This is a genomic window from Campylobacter concisus UNSWCS (assembly GCF_000466685.1).
GTDB classification, from domain to species: Bacteria; Campylobacterota; Campylobacteria; order Campylobacterales; family Campylobacteraceae; genus Campylobacter_A; species Campylobacter_A concisus_A.
In genome coordinates, this window is the sequence record NZ_ANNG01000042.1 from 20,054 (window position 1) to 37,129 (window position 17,076).

Sequence of the window (17,076 nt, forward strand, 5' to 3'; positions counted from 1 at the left end):
TAGCTCGCTTTTGCTCTATAAATTTAAGCTTAGCCTACTTACTCTTTTACTCTTGAGATGACCTTTCTTGAGTCAAGCTCAAATTTCACTCCGTCTTTTGTCTGCAAGTAGTAAAATTTACCGATATTGCAAAGCGACTTCATATCATAAATTTTAACCGCCTTTTCATCTATCTCGCAAGGCGTTTGCTCTTTGCCTTTTGCCTCGCAAAGTGAGCTAGGTAGCGCTTTTAATGCACTTTTATCCACAAGTAAAAATTTATAATCCACATCGCCTATGTTAAAGGTTTTTGCTGTGTATTTGATAAACAAAAGCGAGTTTGAGACGATCATAAGCGAAAGCGCAGCGTAAAAAACAAATGAAAAATCCTTTGTCTCTTTGATGCTAGCAACCCCCAGCATAAAAGAGAGCATAAACGAGCAAAATGGCATCCAACGCGCAAAAAACTCACTAAAGCCACTTGAAACAATATTAAGTGCAATAAATAAAGCAACAACCAAGCAAGATAAAACCCATATAGCCAAATTTGATTTATCTTTAAAGCGAACTGCTAAATTTACAACAACGTAGGATAGTAAAAGTAGCGATAAAATGGCACTCCAGCCGTAGTTTAGCTTGAATGCCGCAAAGGCTAAAATAGCAAATGAGATGAGTGTTAAAAAATAGATGAAATTTGAGCTATAAAAAAATAGAAATTTCGGCATTTTAAATTTATATTTTTTATCGTCATTTTGGTAAAGGTAGGATACAAAGACCAAGATAGCGATCTCAAAGGCCGTCACGATCGCGGTCGCGCAAAATAGCAAGATGCCTGTAAATATCATCTCTGAGCTATCTAAACTCGGAAAATATCGGGCCTCAAAGCCAAAATATAAAAAGTAGCAAAGCATGCTGACGACTGGGACGATAAAATTTGAGTGCTTGAAAAATTTGTAGCGCACTCTTTTATGAAATTTGCCTTTAAATTTGCCGAGTGCTCGCCAAGACGGCTCTCAAAATACGAATTAAAAAGCAGCTCATTTTTTATCTTTTCAAGGCGCTCCTCGTCACTATTTGCTGCGCCTTTATAAATTTCATAGTTTTTGTCTTCAAAATCCTTCGTGATCTCATCTTTGATATCTAAAATGACAAGAGTGATCTGCTCTTTTATCTCGCCGAGCCTTTTTGAAACTTCAGCAAAATTTGTCCTATTTAGCCTGTCAAAAAGGTCGTTTTATTCGTTTAAAAGAGTGATCAAACGCGCTTGTTTGCTGCTTCTTATCTCGCAGTTTGAAAAATTTGCCTTTTAAGAAATTTACAAATTTTCTAGCGTTTTTAACGCTCTCATCTTTTTCATCTAAAATGTCTTGATAACTCAAAAATTTACCTTTCTAATATAGGACCTGGTGTTATTTTGCTAGCATCGAGTTTAAATTTAACCTTTTTATCTGTTGCATTACCATCTGCTTCTAAATAATAAAATTTTCCAGGAGTTGAAAGTACTTTAATATTATAAATTTTTATAACACTTTTTGCTTCTTTTTCATTATAGTATGTCTTACTAGTATTGCAATCTTTGTTACAAATTTCTATTGGTAGTGCCTCTCTTATGCTTTTTTCAACAGTTAAATATTTATATTTAATATTTCCAAGATCAGAAATTTGGATAACCTTATCGCTAATTAGACAAACTAATATTAAATTAATAACAGTAAAAGCATAAAACCAAAATGCAAAATAATATAAATCTTTTTCTAGCAATAGAAAGAAAAGCAATATTATTGCCAATAGTATAAAAATAGATACTACAACTATGTTCTCTATAGAATCATTACTTACTCTACTATAAACTAATAAAAATATCACAAATGGGCTCAAGATAGATATAAAGCCATGAAAAGCTAGTAGCCAAAACTGCTCGCTTTTAAAAATCATTAATTTCTGACTCTTTATTTTAAATAACAAACCAATATATATGAGAAGAATATCAATAATATAAAAAGAAACAAAGCTTAGTTCTAAATTTTTTGAAATCCAACTAATGTCGTTTAATATCAAAACAATTAATGCTACAGATAAAAGTATTGAAAGAAGAAAAACTGGCAAGATGCCTTTAATATCTCGCATATAAAATACAACAGCTAACTGTAATATTGGCATAAGATATAATATAAATAGCAAACTAAGCCCTGCTAAAGCTAGCGAAACTAGAATCGAGAATATGCCACCACTTTCAGGCATTGGAATGTAACCTATGTTTCTATTAAGAACAAAATATATTATAAATGGCATTAAGCCAAGTAATGCTATTAGACCTTTGTAGTGTTTTTTTGCAAAATATATTTTTTTAAAAATAAATTTGATTTTCTGCTGATCCCTATATTCATATCCAAATTTTTCTAGTGTAGACTTTGCTTCTTGACTATTTTGTTTTTCTAATAAAACAATTTGTCTGTAAATTTTCTCGTCAAGATTCTCTATGGATAGTGTTGATTCTTTATAATTATCATACTTTAATTCTAAGTATTTTTCTTTCTTCTCTGAAAGTAACTTAATTAAAGTTGAAATACCACTAGTTTGCAATGAAATGTCTTTGAGTTCTTTAATAAAATTGTCGCAATCTTTAATAACTCTATTTTTATCTTCAACCAATCTCTCAAAACTTTTCATATTTCAAACCTTTTTTTGTTTAAAAATTCTTTGTCAACTACGCGAGTACCTTTGCGATTTCGCTCCAGCCTATTTGCTTAGCAAGTTCAGCTGCGGTTTTGCCACTTTTTGTGCGGGCGTTTTTGCTAGCACCATTTTCTAGCAAGAGATTTACGATCGTTAAATTCCCAGCAAGTGCCTCGTGGTGAAGCTGCGTAAAGCCAAGCTCGTCGGTGTCTGAGACCATGCTTGGATGTGTTTTTATATACTGCTCCACCTGGCCGCGCATATTTTTGCTCATCGGATGCTCTATCAAATTTTCTGGGTGCTCTTTTTGCTCGAAAACTACCAAAATGTCGTTATAATCGCCAAAATCAAGCCCCCAAGCCGCATCATGCTCAGCTAGCTCATCTTTTTGCATACGTGAGCGCATCGCCTGCACGCTAAATCCGCCGTATGCGCGCCCATCAATAGCAAAGAGCCAGTCACTCATATCGGTAAATTTTGCGCTTATTTGATCGCCAACTTTTACGTTTTGCACGCTATCAGGCTCATTTACAAGCGTGCCATATATCGTCTCGCCGTCAAATTCAACGTCATTTACCCACATGTGCTCGCCCACCTCTTCGCCATTTACAACATCTAAAAAGCAAATTTTTACCATCGCATAATCAAGCATAGGTGCGATCCTGCGGCGCTCCCAGTAAAGCTCACGCCAAAAATACTTAAAGCTCTCACGAGCTTGCTCAAATGCGCGCTGCATGTAGTCTTCGTCGCTACTTACAAAATAGATCGGCATCTGCTCACCAAGGTCTATTTGCTTACCAAGGATTTTCTCAAAAAAGCCCATTTTTACTCCTTTTTAGAATTTAGATAGATCAAATTTAAATAAAACGATAAGGCGAAATTTCATCCACAAACCAACTAAATTTCGCAAATTTAGCCCAGCAACCTACTAAATTTTAATACTAAAACCGTCCGACGATTTCGCAAATTTAGCCTGCAAGTCTGCAAGATTTCACCACAAAAACCATACGATTATTTCGCAAAATTAGGCGAGGCGATTTAAATTTTTGTGACAGGAGTTACCAAGCTGGTAATGACCGAGCAAAATTTTGAATCAACGACGCATAATAAAGCGAAAATATGCGATATAGCCTGCGCAGCGAGAATTTTTCTAGCTCCTTTAAAGGCACTCGCGAGAAGCTGTTACTTTAGGTTTTTAAAGCTTATCGGGAGTTCTAGGTTTAACCCCCTAACCAGCTTTATACACTCCTGCAGATCGTCTATACTTTTGCTTGTCACTCTGATCTCTTCGCCCCTGATCTGCGCGCTCACCTTGATCTTTGAGTCTTTGATAGCCTTGGTGATCTTTTTTGAATTTTCGCCATCAAGCGTGTCATTTAGCTTTAGCGTCGCTTTTAAATTTCCCCCGCTTGCTGGCTCTCTTTTTGTCTCTGTGATCGCTACTGGTGGGATGTTGCGCTTGATGAGCTTTGAGATCACGATGTCTTTTAGCGCGTCGATCTTGTTGTCACTTGAGCTAAGAAGCGTGATAAATTTTTCTTTTTCATTTAGCTCAACTTCGGCCGCAAGACCCTTAAAATCATACCTTGCTGCGATCTCTTTTTTTGCCGTCTCAAGAGCGTTTTTAACCTCCATCATATCGACTTCAGCGCTTATATCAAAGCTATGTTCGCTTGCCATTTTCTATCCTTTTATAAATTCTTCTATATTTTTAACTATGAGTGTGATCAGCCGTTTCCTAGCCTCCAAGCTGCCCCATGCTACGTGTGGCGTGATTAGTAAATTTTCTTTGTTTTTTACGTTTAAAAATGGGCTATTTTCGCTCATCGGCTCACTCTCCAAAACGTCGGTGCCAAAGCGTAAATTTCTCTCATCTATCGCCCTTGCCATCGCTGCTTCATCCACTATGCCGCCGCGTCCTAAATTTAGCACTATCACATCATCTTTTAGCAAATTTATCTCGTTTGCGCCTAGTAAATTTCTAGTCTTTTCATTTAGCGGTGCGTGGATACTGATGATGTCGCTGCTTCTTAGTAGCTCGTCAAGACCTTTTTGCTTAAATTCACTATTTTTGTTTGCTCCGCTTGTCGAGTAGTAGCTCACGTTTGCGCCAAATGCACGTGCCACTGCCGCCACCCCGCGCCCTATCTCGCCAAGTCCGATGATGCCAAATTCTTTATCAGCGATCTCGCTGATATCTGCGCCAAGATAGGTAAAAATTTCACTCTTCACCCACTCGCCACTTTTTACGTAGCGATCATAAAATTTGATGCGATTTGTTAGCTCAAAAAGCAAGGCAAACGTATGCTGCACGACGCTTGCGGTCGAGTAGCCAGCGACGTTTTTAACGGCTATGTTTTTAGCTTTTGCATGCTCTAGATCGACATTATTCATGCCAGTTGCGCTTATGCAGATAAGCTTTAAATTTGTCGCCTCCATCACGGCTTTGTCGATGATGACCTTGTTTGTGATGACGACGTCAACACCCTTTAGACGTGGCACGACCTCATCGCTCTTAGTTTTTTGGTAGCTGATAAACTCGCCAAATTTCTTAAAAACACTAAGATCTACGTTTTCTCCAAGCGTTGCTGCGTCTAAACAAACGATCTTCATCTTTAATCCTTAATAAAATGTCCTACAAATTTAGAGTAGTTATCTAAAATTTTGCCACCCTTTCTATATCCAAGCGCGCACGCTTCATAAGCGTAAAATACGCCTGCTTGGTAGCTCTCGCCTCTCTCATCTTGATTAAACTCGTAAAATTCTTGATAGATGGCTTTATTTGAGTCGTATTCGCCATCACTGCTTGCTATTTGTGCGCCGTTTTCATCGTATATCGAGACGTTTGCACCTTCTCTGCCAAATACCGGCTTTTTCACATATTTTTTGCCTTTTAGCGGCTCATTTGAGGTCTCAAGCAAGAGTGGGTGATTAGGATATAGATCCCAAAGGATTTTTAATATCCCTTTGCTTTGGAAAAGCAGCGTGTAGGCTGGATTTATGATGATAGCTTTTTGATTTTTGACGATGTTTGAGAGTATGAGAGCCAGCTCGCCCTCATCGATCGCTATGCTCTCCCAAGGGACAAGCTTAAACCAGTACTCGAAATTTTCATCGCCTTTAAAAATGCCCTCGTTATCGTCAAAAACGACCTCATCGACGTAGGCAAAGTCTGTTTTAAAGCCAGCCTCTTTTGCGATATATTGCAGTAGTTTTACGGTCTGCTCGTCCTCGATACTGCCAGCGATGCTGCTAAAGAGTATCCCCCAGCCCTCGTAAAGCTCGTCAAAGTCCGCATCCTCGTCGCCAAGCGTGATGAGGCGTTTGAAATTTTGCTTTAGCGACTCGTAAAGGTCGTTAAACTGAGCTGCTTCATCCATGTGATTTAGCTTTAGCATCGCCCACTGGATGATCGCCGTCTCAAAAACTGCCGTTGGCGTGTCGGCGTTAAACTCAATGAGCTTTATAGGCTTGCCATCAAGCCCGCCAGCTAGGTCAAATCTGCCGTAAAGGTGCCAATGAACGTCATTTTCCCAGCTATTTTTTATGATATCAACAAGGTTAAATGGTATGCCTATCTCGTGAAAAAGGTTGTTGTCGATCACGTGCTGAGCGGCATTTACATACATATCATATAGCTCGTTTGCCGCCTCGTAGTAGGCATTTGCCTCTTTTTCGCTTACTTGCACGATCTCATCTGCGATATACGAGCTGTTGTCGTTATCTGTATGCCATGCAAAGCCGATTTTCTCCATAAATTCGCTGTTTAATGGGGTGATTTTTCTTAAATTTATCATTTTTATCCTCCAAAGCTTGATGAGCTAGAGCCTGACTTCGAGCCACCACCGAAAAATCCGCTCTTTCCACCGCTGCTTCTTGCAGCAGAATTTGCAGCTTTTTGCTTATTAAAACTATCCACACTTCTTGTGTAGGCACTTGGATTTTTATATGTGCTTTGGCGATTTGCTTGGAAATTTTGGTTGCCAAAGAGCTTACTGCCTATCCAGCTACCAAGTATCGCACCAGCTGCTGAGGCAAGGATCGTCTCACCAAGGCTTAGCCCGCCGCTACTTAGCTGTGCGTCGCTCGTTCTTGTCAAATTTGAAGTGTTATTGTCGATCTTTGCGTTTGCTTGCGCTAGAAGTTTATCGATCTCGTCTTTGCTTAGCACGCGCTCAGTGCCGTTCATATCTTTTAGCACGACCCTAGTTTCGGTGCTTGGGTACTCTTCTAAGATTTTATAAACGCCAGGCGCGCTCTCTTCGATGATGACAAAGGCGCCATTTTTTTGCGCAACTTCATTTAGTGCGTTTTCGTTACCGCCATCGTCGCTTCCACAACCAGCAAGTCCAGCCATGATAATGGCACCAAATCCCCCAACCGCAGCATAAGTAGCTATCTTTTTAATGTGTTTCATATCTCTCCTATCAACTCTTTTAAATTTTTATGTCTTCTAACAAGTATCACGCCGCGTTTAAATTTGATAAATTTGGAGTGATGTATCGCCTTTATTATCTTTTCACTGATCTTTTTTGTCGCTTTTGGCTTTAAATTTAACTCCTTTAGATATTCGCTTAAATTTATCCATTTTGACTCGTCCTCTATCTGCGCATCTATCGCCACTTCGCTTGCGGCACTTTCGTTTTTAGGTGCTAAAAGTGGCCTTTGCATAGCATTTAGAAACTGCATGAGTTTCTCGTCTCTGTCTTTATAAATTTGCAAAATTTCATTTTTGCGCTCGATGAGCATCTGCTCTTTTTCTTTAAAAAGTCTATCTTTATCGGCTTGCAAATTTAAATTTAAGCTCTTTAGCTCATTTAGTTCATTTAGCAAATAGCTTACAAACTCGTCGTTTTGGGATTTAGTTTTTGTGCTTTTTGGGGCGGTTTTTGCGGGTTTTTCGCTGCTTGGCTCCTCGTCAAGGATGACAAATTTAGTGCCATTTTCAATGACCGTTTTTAACGAGCCTCGGCGGATTCTATTATAGACTGCTTCTTTTGTTATGCCTAAAATTTCTGCAGCTTCATTTACAGCTAGCTTTTGCATCGGATTTCCGTTTAAAATAAAATAAAAAAATTGCTTTGATTATAAAAAAATAAGGCTAAAAGAAGAGTTAAACAAAGAGAGCAAAGCCCTCTTTGTCTTGGTTTTAGAGTCTTGACTCGTAGCGTCTAAGCATATAAAGACGTTTAAGCATTTTCTTGCGAGCAGCAATTTTTTGTTTCTTGCGGATCTCAGTTTTAGGCTCAAAAAAGCGTCTAGCTCTTGCTTCAGTAACGACTAAATTACGGTCAGTTTGTTTTTTAAACTTTCTGTAACCCTCGTCAAATGACTCGTTAGGATGTACCTTAATACCAGGCAACGTCCTCACCGCCTTTCAGATTAAAATAAGCCGTGAGTATAGTTTAACTTTCATAAATTTAAGCTTTTAGGCAAAATTATTTAATGCACTTTTAATGCCCCAAAGCCTATAATCAACAAAATTTTAAAAAAGGTTTATTATGTCTAAAAATTTAAATTTTACCTACGCCAAGAGGCGTTACATTTTTTTTGCCTGTATTACGTTATTTGTATTTATTTTGCCATTTATCAGGATAAATGATGCGCAGCTATTTTTGCTTAGCTTTGATAAGAGCAGAGTTGATCTATTTTTTACAAAATTTGATATGCAAGAGCTATATTTGATGCCATTTTTGTTTATCACTTTATTTTTAAGCATATTTTTTCTAACGACGCTTGCAGGGCGAGTTTGGTGCGGCTGGAGCTGTCCGCAGACCATTTTTAGAACGCTCTTTCGTGACCTTTTGCAGACTAAAATTTTAAAGATCAGAAAAAATATCCAAAACAAACAAAATGAACCACAAGGTCAAATTTTTAAGCGTGCATTAGCAGTTGGAATTTGGTGCGTTTTAGCACTTATCATAGCGGCAAATTTCTTGTGGTTTTTTGTGCCGCCACTTGATTTTTTCGCTTATCTAAATGATGCAAGCGAACATAAAATTTTACTTGCATTTTGGCTTGGCATAGCTGCTTGGCTAGTCTATGACGTGGTCATTTTAAAAGAAAATTTCTGTGTCTACGTCTGCCCGTATGCGAGGGTGCAGTCAGTTATGTTTGATAGCGACACGATACAAGTTATCTACAACCAAAAACGAGGCGGTGTCATATATGATGGCAAAGAGAAATTTAAAAAGCCAAAAGAAGAAGGCGCACTTTGCACTGGATGCGAGGCCTGCGTGAGGATATGCCCAACGCATATAGATATAAGAAAGGGCATGCAGCTTGAATGTATAAACTGCCTTGAGTGCAGTGATGCGTGCGCTAAAGTAATGGGGCACTTTAACGAGAGCTCGCTTATAGAGTGGAGAAGCATAAATTCTCAAAATGAAAATAAAAAGGTGAAAATTTTTAGATTTAGAACGGTTGCTTATCTTGTCATTTTATGCGTAGTTTTAGTAGCTGCAGCGCTGATGAGTGGTAAAAAAGAGAGCATGCTTTTAAATATCAATAGAACTAGCGAGCTTTACAAGGTTTTAGATCAAGATGAAGTTGAAAATTCTTACGTTTTTTTGGTGCAAAATACCCAAAGCAAAGAGCATAAATTTTACTTTGAGATAGATGATAAAAGCATAGAAATTTCTCGTCCAAATAGGCCTTTTACGCTAAAAGCTGGTGCAAAACAAAAGGTCATCGTCACGCTAAAATCAAAAAATGAAAACACAAGCGAAAAAGATCTTTTAAAACATATAAATATAAGAGCTTACGCCACTGACGAGCCAACTATCAGCGTGCAAAGGGCTAGCACTTTTATCTATCCTAAAAGATGATAAAATGGCGAAAATTTAGCGGGAAGTGAAATGGCGATCTCAGAAAAAGGCAAAAAACGATACGAGCTCATCGTAAAAACAGCGCTTGAGCTATTTTTAAAAAATGGCTACGAAAAGACAAGCCTTAGCGATATCGTGGCGATAAGTGGCGGCTCGCTTGCTAATATTTACACTTTTTTTGAGAGCAAGAAGGGGCTTTTTCAAGCGATCATCGAGCAAGAGATAGATGCGCTTATAAAAGAGGTCGATGAGAGGATAGATCTTAAAATTTCTCACAGCTTGGAGGAGTTTTTAACCAAATTTGCAACCATTATTTTTTCTATCATCTGCACCAAGAAAAATATCTCACTTGGCAGGATAATGATAAGCGAGAGCTCTAAAAATGGTGGCAAACTTGGCAGGGTATTTTTAGATCAAATTTTAAATAGGATCGACCTTGTGCTTATAAATTTCTTTGAAAGAGATGAGATAAAAGCACAGCTTAATCCAAAATTTCCAGCCAAATTTGCCGCAAAATGCTTTATAGAAAATGTAAAGGGGTCACATTACTACAACGCTCTCATATTAGACGAAGAGCCAAAACTAAGCAAAAAAGAGCGTGAAGAGCACGTTGCTTTGTGCGTGGAGCTATTTTTAAATGGCATCATTAAAAAGTAGAATTGACTTTTAATTTATATTTAGTTATAGTCGGTAACTTTTATAATTTGTAATAAAAATTACAAAACTAAACTTGGGATTAAAATTTAAAATTAAGAGAGGTTTTTATGTTGAAATTTAAAAGTTTTCTTGTGCTTTCAGCTGCCGTTTTTTTGCTTTCTGGTTGCTTTGAAAGTGGCGACAAAAAGGCTGCTGCAGGCCGCCAGATGCCAACATCTCATGTTGATATATTTGTGGCTAAAAAAGCAGATGTGCCTATTAGCTTTGACTACACAGCCACAGTTACAAGCAACCAAGATGTCATCATCTATCCAAAGGTTGGCGGCACGATCATAAAGCAGTTTTTTAAGCCAGGTGATAAAGTAAAGGCTGGAGAGAAGCTATTTCTCATAGATCCAGAGAAATATCAAGCTAGCTACGACTCACTTGATGCAGCTGTTGGCGTTGCAAATGCAAATTTAAAAAATGCCGAAACTGAGTTTAAAAGAATTTCTGCCCTTTATAAGAAAAATGCAGTCTCTCAAAAAGACTACGACGCAGCTGTTGCAGCTTATGATATCGCAAATGCAAATTTAGTAAGCGCAAAAGCAAATTTAAAAAGTGCAAAAATAGATCTAGGCTACACAAGCATAGTGGCTCCATTTGACGGCGTAGTGGGCGATAATAAAGTCGATGTTGGCTCACTTGTAGTAGCAAGCCAAACCCAGCTTGTAAGACTAACTAAGATAAATCCGATTGAAGCTGACTTTTACATCGCAGACGTGGATAATCTAAGCAGAAAAGCAAATTTAGATAGTGGCGCTTGGCAGCAACTAAATAGCGAGGCTGTTTTAAATTTAAACAATGAAGATTTCACTGGCAAAGTGACATTTATAGATAATGTCGTAAATACCGCAACTGGCAGCGTTTTGGCAAAGGCTAGCTTTGATAATAGTGAGGGTAAAATTTTACCAGGTGCGTTTGGTCATATCAAGATGAGTGGATTTGTTCAAAAAAATGCCTTTAACATCCCACAAGTCGCCCTTCAACAAAGCGCTACAAACACTTATGTTTTGGTCGTAAAAGATGGCAAAGTAGGCCAAAAAAATGTAAAAACAAGCTACCAAACAAAAGATATGGTCGTAGTGACTGAGGGTCTTGAAGAGGGCGATAAGATAATAGTTAATAACTTCCTTAAAATCGGAGTTGGCGCACCAGTAAAAACTGATAAAGACCTAAGCGCAAATTTCTTAAACAAAGATGCAAACGCTACAAGTAGCAAGTAAAGGCAGATAGATGTTTTCAAGATTTTTCATAAACCGCCCGATATTTGCAACTGTTATATCTATCATCATAGTTATAGCAGGTTTTATGGGTATCAAGGGGCTTCCTATAGAGGAGTATCCAAGTCTTACACCGCCTACTGTCTCTGTAACTGCGACATATAGCGGCGCTGATGCGCAGACTATCGCTGACTCAGTCGCAAGTGCCATTGAAGATCAGATAAATGGTGTTGAAAATATGCTTTATATGCAAAGCACCTCAAGCTCAGCTGGTACTATGAATATAAGCGTCTATTTTAAGATCGGCTCATCAGCAAAGCAAGCTACGATAGATGTAAATAACCGCGTGCAAGCTGCTCTTTCAAGATTGCCTCAAGAGGTGCAAAGCATGGGCGTAACAGTGCGCGAAAGAAGTGGCTCTATCCTTCAAGTAGTTGGCTTTACAAATCCAAATATGAACCTAGTTGAGCTATATAACTATGTAAATTTAAACATCGCTGACGCGATCAAAAGGGTAAATGGCATCGGCGATACAGTGCTAATTGGCAACAAAGAGTACTCGATGAGAATTTGGCTAAAGCCAGACAAGCTCGCTCAGTTTAAACTAACTCCAAGCGACGTCATCTCTCAAGTAAGAATTCAAAACTCACAATACGCCGCTGGCAAGATCGGCGAGCAGCCATCAAAAGGTGAAAATCCTTATGTTTATTCAGTAGTTTCTGAAGGACGTTTTAAAGATCCAAAGCAGTTTGGTGAAATTTTGATAAAAAGTGATAACGGCACAGTTGTCAAGCTAAAAGAGGTCGCCACAGTCGAGCTTGGAGCTGCTAGCTACGCATCTGAAGCTATGCTAAATGGCAAGCCAGCAGTGCCACTTTTGCTATTTTTACAAAACGACGCAAACGCACTTGCAACTGCTGAAGCGGTCAAAGCAAAGCTTGAAGAGCTAAAGAAAACCTACCCAGTTGGTCTAGAGCACACCATAGCTTACAATCCAACTGAATTTATCACCGTCTCAATAGACGAAGTCATAAAAACTTTCGTAGAGGCGATGGTGCTAGTTCTTATCGTAATGTACTTCTTCTTAAAGAGCTTTAGAGCTACCATCATACCGATGCTTGCTGTGCCAGTCTCTATCATAGGCACATTTGGCGGGCTTTATGTGATGGGCTTTAGTATAAATTTGATCACACTTTTTGCCCTGATCCTAGCCATCGGTATCGTCGTGGATGACGCGATCATCGTTATAGAAAACGTCGAGAGAATTTTGCACGAAGATAAAGAGATAAGCGTAAAAGATGCGACATTTAAGGCGATGGAGGAGGTGCAAACTCCGGTTATCTCTATCGTGCTCGTGCTTTGCGCGGTTTTCGTGCCAGTTTCATTTATGGAGGGCTTTGTAGGCGTTATACAAAAGCAGTTTGCGCTAACACTTGTCGTTGCTGTTTGTATCTCGGGTTTTGTCGCTCTTACTCTTACGCCAGCGCTTTGTGCGGTTATGCTTAAGAAGCAAGAGAACAAGCCATTTTGGATAGTTCAGAAATTTAACGACTTCTTTGACTTTAGCACTAGGCTCTTTACAGCAGGCGTGGCAAAAATTTTAAAACATGTCATTATCAGCTTTATAGTCATTGGCATAATGGGATTTGCAACGTATGGCTTGTTTCAAAAGGTGCCAAAAGGGCTTGTACCTTCAGAGGATAAGGGCGCTTTGATGGTTATCACCTCACTTCCACCTTCAACAAATATGCTAAAGACTAAAGAAGAGGTAAAATCTATTAGTAACGCCATTTTAAGCAATCCAAATGTCGAATTTACCATGGGCTTTGCGGGCTATGATATGCTAGCTAGCTCACTTAGAGAAAACTCAGCCATTAGCTTTGTCAAGCTAAAAGACTGGAGCGAAAGAAAAGGTGCAACTGACGGCGCAGATGCTTTGGTCGGTCAGTTTAATGGCATGCTTTGGGGCTCTAAAAACTCGATGACCTTCGTCGTAAATGTGCCACCTATCATGGGTCTATCAATGACTGGCGGCTTTGAGATGTATCTACAAAACAAAAGTGGCAAAAGCTACAACGAGATAGAAGCAGACGCTAGAAAGGTAACTGCAGCAGCAAATGCAAGACCTGAGCTAACTGGCGTGAGAACGACGCTTGAGACAAACTACCGTCAGTTTAAGATAACTGTTGATAAAGAGAAAGCAAAGCTATTTGGCGTAAGCGAGAGTGAAATTTTCAGCACGATAGCGGCTACTTTTGGCTCTTACTACATAAATGACTTCAACCTTGCTGGTAAATCTTACCGCGTATATGCAAGGGCGAGCGACAACTTCAGAAACAACCCTGAGGATCTAAGAAAAATTTTCGTCCGCTCAAATGAGGGCGAGATGGTGCCATTAAATTCAGTAGCGACTCTTACAAGATCGATCGGACCTGATATCGTTGATAGATTTAACCTCTTTCCAGCGGCTAAGATCATGGGCGATCCAAAACCTGGCTACACATCAGGTGATGCGATAAGGGCGATCCAAGAGGTTGTAAATGACACGCTAAATAGCGACGACTACGCTATAAGCTGGGCAGGAACTGCGTATCAAGAGGTAAATTCTCAAGGAACAGGCACGGTCGCCTTTATCTTTGGTATGGTCTTTGTCTTTTTGATCCTTGCTGCTCAGTACGAAAGATGGCTCATCCCACTTGCAGTCATCACAGCCGTGCCGTTTGCGATATTTGGCTCGTTGCTAGCTGTTTGGATAAGAGGGCTGACAAACGACATCTACTTTGAGATCGGTCTTTTGCTACTCATCGGTCTAGCGGCCAAAAACGCCATCTTGATCGTAGAATTTGCTATGCAAGAGCGCGAGAGCGGAAAGAGCATATTTGACTCAGCTGTAAATGCGGCAAAACTTCGCTTTAGACCTATCGTTATGACATCTATCGCATTTACCTTAGGTGTTTTCCCGATGATTATAAGCACAGGTGCAGGCGCTGCATCTCGCCACTCACTAGGAACTGGCGTGGTTGGCGGTATGATCGCTTCTACTACGATAGCGATATTTTTTGTGCCAATGTTTTACTATTTGCTTGAAAATTTAAATGAAAAATACTGGAAAAAGGGAGCAAAAAAAGATGAGAAATAAGGCGTTTATACTTATAACAGCGGCGTTTTTGGCTGGTTGCTCGTTTCGCCCAGATATGCCAAATGTGGATACAAATTTCACCTCAACATACACTTTCGAGACAAGCAATATAAGAGATCTTTGGTGGAAGGAATTTCACGATGAAAATTTAAATGCACTAGTCGAAAGCGCACTGGAGAAAAATACAAATTTACGCATTGCATATTTAAATTTACAAAAAGCAAAAGCAAGCCTTGGCATTGCTGAGGCTGACTTGCTACCGGGGGTAAATTTAAACGCAGGTGCCACAAGAACTAGAAATAGTGCCGAGACTGCCACACATATGCCTCAAACTACTTCAAAAAGCTATGAGATAAATTTGGGTCTTAACTACGAGATAGATCTTTGGGGCAGAGTAAGAAATAGCGTGCTTGCAGCTAATGAAAATTTAAACTCGAGCAAATTTGACTACGATAGTGCCAGACTAAGCCTTAGCTCAAGTGTGGCAAAAAGCTACTTTGCTCTAGTATCGCTAAACATGCAAGAAGCGGTGCTAAAAGAGACACTAAAGACCTACGAAGATACGTTAGCACTTCGCAAAACGCAGCTTGATCTTGGTGGCATAAATGAGATGACCTATCTGCAAAGTAAGGCTGAAGTAGAAAGGGCAAAAACAAGCCTAACTTCAGTGTTAAACTCAAAGTCGCAAGCGCTTACTTCACTTGCCATCCTAACTGGCAAGAGTAATGATGAAATTTTAAAAGGAGCTGTTGCTAGTGCGCAAAATTTACCAAGCTCGCCTGAGATAAAGGCTGGCATCAGCTCAGATGTTTTGCTTAGAAGAAGTGACGTGGCAAAGGCACTAGCAGATCTAAAAGCTACAAATGCCCTTGTGGGCGTAGCGCGCGCTCAATACTTCCCAACACTATCTCTTACAGGTCTTTTTGGCTTTGCAAGTGATGAGTTTGATAGAATCTTTATGGGCAGCGCAAGCGTTTGGAGCTTAGGAGCAAATTTAACACAGAAAATTTTTGATTTTGGCAGGACAAAAAACAACGTCCGTGTTGCTGAGACAAACGAGCAAATCGCAGCTATCACTTACGAAGCGACTGTTAGATCAGCACTTGGCGAGGTTAGAGATGCCCTTATCACAAGACAAAATGCAAAGCTCTCTTTGGATCAGGTAAAAAATTTGCTACAATCTCAGCAAAAAATTTATTCGCTTGCTAAAGATCAGTATAACGCTGGCTATATCGGTCACTTAGAACTTCTTGATGCGGAGAGAAATTTGCTTCAAGCAAAGCTTCAAGATGTCTCTGCAAAGCTTGATGAGGTAGATAGCGCGGTCGAAGTTTATAGAGCACTTGGCGGCGGATTTAAGGTAGATAAATAAACTCAAAAAGGAGAAAAGTTGATGACTAAGATTTTAAATTTTTTATTTTCTTGGGGATTTTTTGTTTTTGCTATCGCTCTTGGCGTGGCATTATGGTTTGCGATAAATTACGTGGATACTATTAGGCTTGAGTCAAGCTTTTATGATATCGGCGAGATATTTATGATGGCAGCTGTATTTGGTATCGTTTTTTACCTCATTGCAGCGATATTTGTTATACCTATTAGAGCTATGACAAAAAAAGCCTAAATCCTCTTTTCATCTAAGAATTAAATTTCTTAGATGACCCCTCAAAAATATCTTATAAATTTCTTTTTACTTATTTTAAATTTTTAGAAGTAGAAAGGGCGAAGATCGCCCCTTGAAGTATACCGCATGTGCAGCCTAAAATCCTATAAATGATAGCTCCAATGATCGCTCCAACGATAGGTGCAACCCAGAAAAGCCAAAGCTGCTCTAGTGCCCAAGTGCCTTGAAATATCGCAACACCGGTTGAGCGAGCTGGATTAACCGATGTGTTTGTGATAGGTATCGAGATAAGGTGGATCAGCGTCAAACCAAGGCCAATAGCGATCGGTGCAAAGCCCTTTGGAGCACGCTCATCAGTCGCACCTAGGATGATGATAAGGAAAAACGCAGTTAGGACTATCTCTGCAACAAGTGCTGAGACTAGACTGTAACCATTTGGTGAGTGCTCGCCATATCCGTTGCTAGCAAAACCGCTTGCAGTAGCGTCAAATCCAGCCTTGCCTGAAGCGATAAGATATAGCACAGCAGCAGCTGCAATCGCTCCGATAACTTGTGCGATGACATAAGGCACGAAGTCTTTTTTATCAAATCTTCCGCCAACTAATAGGCCAACTGAGACAGCAGGGTTGAAGTGTCCGCCACTGATGTGACCAACTGCGTAAGCCATCGTAAGGACCATAAGAATAAATATTTTTATGTAATTTCAATTCCTATCGCTTCTCGTTTATTTTTACATATCCAGCTATCAATTTTATCCTTAAATTTTTAAGTGCCTCGTCGAATAAGTAATCTACTAATTTTCATTAGCTGCTATGCAATCAACCACTCATCTTTTTTTACGCCAAATTCAAATTCTGCTTGCCCAAAGGCGTCTTCTAAAGTCTCATGATACGTATCTGCCTGCTCTTCTCCAAA

At 39.4% G+C, this 17,076-nt stretch carries 17 protein-coding genes; 6 read left to right on the forward strand and 11 right to left on the reverse strand.

Going from position 1 to position 17,076, the window contains the following annotated elements; genetic code table 11:
* Positions 1 to 38 precede the first annotated feature (38 nt).
* From UNSWCS_RS09100 to rpsU, 10 genes are all read right to left on the reverse strand, one after another.
* Positions 39 to 941, reverse strand: a complete 903-nt coding sequence (locus tag UNSWCS_RS09100; protein WP_021088252.1) for a hypothetical protein — start codon at positions 939 to 941, stop codon at positions 39 to 41.
* Between the two features lie 258 nt (positions 942 to 1,199).
* Positions 1,200 to 1,358, reverse strand: a complete 159-nt coding sequence (locus UNSWCS_RS12580) for a hypothetical protein (RefSeq protein ID WP_021088247.1) — start codon at positions 1,356 to 1,358, stop codon at positions 1,200 to 1,202.
* A gap of 4 nt (positions 1,359 to 1,362) precedes the next feature.
* Positions 1,363 to 2,649: a hypothetical protein gene (locus UNSWCS_RS09105; RefSeq protein WP_021088249.1), complete on the reverse strand. Its 1,287-nt coding sequence runs from the start codon at positions 2,647 to 2,649 to the stop codon at positions 1,363 to 1,365.
* 37 nt (positions 2,650 to 2,686) lie between these two features.
* Positions 2,687 to 3,478: a DUF2314 domain-containing protein gene (locus tag UNSWCS_RS09110; protein WP_021088268.1), complete on the reverse strand. Its 792-nt coding sequence runs from the start codon at positions 3,476 to 3,478 to the stop codon at positions 2,687 to 2,689.
* 359 nt (positions 3,479 to 3,837) lie between these two features.
* On the reverse strand, positions 3,838 to 4,335 hold the full coding sequence (locus tag UNSWCS_RS09115; protein ID WP_021088260.1) for a YajQ family cyclic di-GMP-binding protein: 498 nt from the start codon (positions 4,333 to 4,335) through the stop codon (positions 3,838 to 3,840).
* A 3-nt stretch (positions 4,336 to 4,338) separates the two neighbouring features.
* Positions 4,339 to 5,268, reverse strand: a complete 930-nt coding sequence (locus tag UNSWCS_RS09120; RefSeq protein WP_021088246.1) for a D-2-hydroxyacid dehydrogenase — start codon at positions 5,266 to 5,268, stop codon at positions 4,339 to 4,341.
* Between the two features lie 2 nt (positions 5,269 to 5,270).
* Positions 5,271 to 6,452: a glutathionylspermidine synthase family protein gene (locus UNSWCS_RS09125; RefSeq protein WP_021088242.1), complete on the reverse strand. Its 1,182-nt coding sequence runs from the start codon at positions 6,450 to 6,452 to the stop codon at positions 5,271 to 5,273.
* A gap of 2 nt (positions 6,453 to 6,454) precedes the next feature.
* Positions 6,455 to 7,072, reverse strand: a complete 618-nt coding sequence (locus UNSWCS_RS09130) for a UPF0323 family lipoprotein (RefSeq protein ID WP_004318051.1) — start codon at positions 7,070 to 7,072, stop codon at positions 6,455 to 6,457.
* Positions 7,069 to 7,701 (reverse strand): hypothetical protein, encoded by a 633-nt coding sequence (locus tag UNSWCS_RS09135; RefSeq protein ID WP_021088251.1) that lies wholly within the window; start codon positions 7,699 to 7,701, stop codon positions 7,069 to 7,071. The genes UNSWCS_RS09130 and UNSWCS_RS09135 overlap by 4 nt, the downstream gene beginning before the upstream one ends.
* A 103-nt stretch (positions 7,702 to 7,804) precedes the next feature.
* Entirely contained in the window at positions 7,805 to 8,017 is a 213-nt protein-coding gene (gene rpsU / locus UNSWCS_RS09140; RefSeq protein WP_009294994.1) for a 30S ribosomal protein S21, read from the reverse strand.
* Between the two features lie 139 nt (positions 8,018 to 8,156).
* Between rpsU and ccoG the strand changes: the two genes are divergently transcribed.
* The 6 genes from ccoG (at position 8,157) to UNSWCS_RS09170 (ending at position 16,161) form a co-directional block, all read left to right on the forward strand.
* Positions 8,157 to 9,482 carry a cytochrome c oxidase accessory protein CcoG gene (gene ccoG, locus UNSWCS_RS09145; RefSeq protein ID WP_021088263.1) on the forward strand — a complete coding sequence of 442 codons (1,326 nt, stop codon included), beginning with the start codon at positions 8,157 to 8,159 and terminating at the stop codon, positions 9,480 to 9,482.
* A gap of 30 nt (positions 9,483 to 9,512) precedes the next feature.
* A complete protein-coding gene (locus UNSWCS_RS09150) occupies positions 9,513 to 10,139 on the forward strand; it encodes a TetR/AcrR family transcriptional regulator (RefSeq protein ID WP_021088259.1) in 627 nt (208 codons plus the stop codon).
* 107 nt (positions 10,140 to 10,246) lie between these two features.
* Complete coding sequence (locus UNSWCS_RS09155; protein WP_021088266.1) at positions 10,247 to 11,404, forward strand: efflux RND transporter periplasmic adaptor subunit; 1,158 nt, start codon at positions 10,247 to 10,249, stop codon at positions 11,402 to 11,404.
* Positions 11,405 to 11,414: 10 nt separating this feature from the next.
* Positions 11,415 to 14,540 (forward strand): efflux RND transporter permease subunit, encoded by a 3,126-nt coding sequence (locus tag UNSWCS_RS09160; RefSeq protein WP_021088258.1) that lies wholly within the window; start codon positions 11,415 to 11,417, stop codon positions 14,538 to 14,540.
* Positions 14,530 to 15,912, forward strand: a complete 1,383-nt coding sequence (locus UNSWCS_RS09165; protein WP_021088248.1) for an efflux transporter outer membrane subunit — start codon at positions 14,530 to 14,532, stop codon at positions 15,910 to 15,912. The genes UNSWCS_RS09160 and UNSWCS_RS09165 overlap by 11 nt, the downstream gene beginning before the upstream one ends.
* Before the next feature lie 21 nt (positions 15,913 to 15,933).
* Complete coding sequence (locus UNSWCS_RS09170) at positions 15,934 to 16,161, forward strand: hypothetical protein (RefSeq protein ID WP_004318043.1); 228 nt, start codon at positions 15,934 to 15,936, stop codon at positions 16,159 to 16,161.
* 70 nt (positions 16,162 to 16,231) lie between these two features.
* Here the strand turns inward: UNSWCS_RS09170 and aqpZ are convergent, their stop codons facing one another.
* Positions 16,232 to 16,840 carry an aquaporin Z gene (gene aqpZ / locus UNSWCS_RS09175; protein ID WP_235044402.1) on the reverse strand — a complete coding sequence of 203 codons (609 nt, stop codon included), beginning with the start codon at positions 16,838 to 16,840 and terminating at the stop codon, positions 16,232 to 16,234.
* Positions 16,841 to 17,076 lie beyond the last annotated feature (236 nt).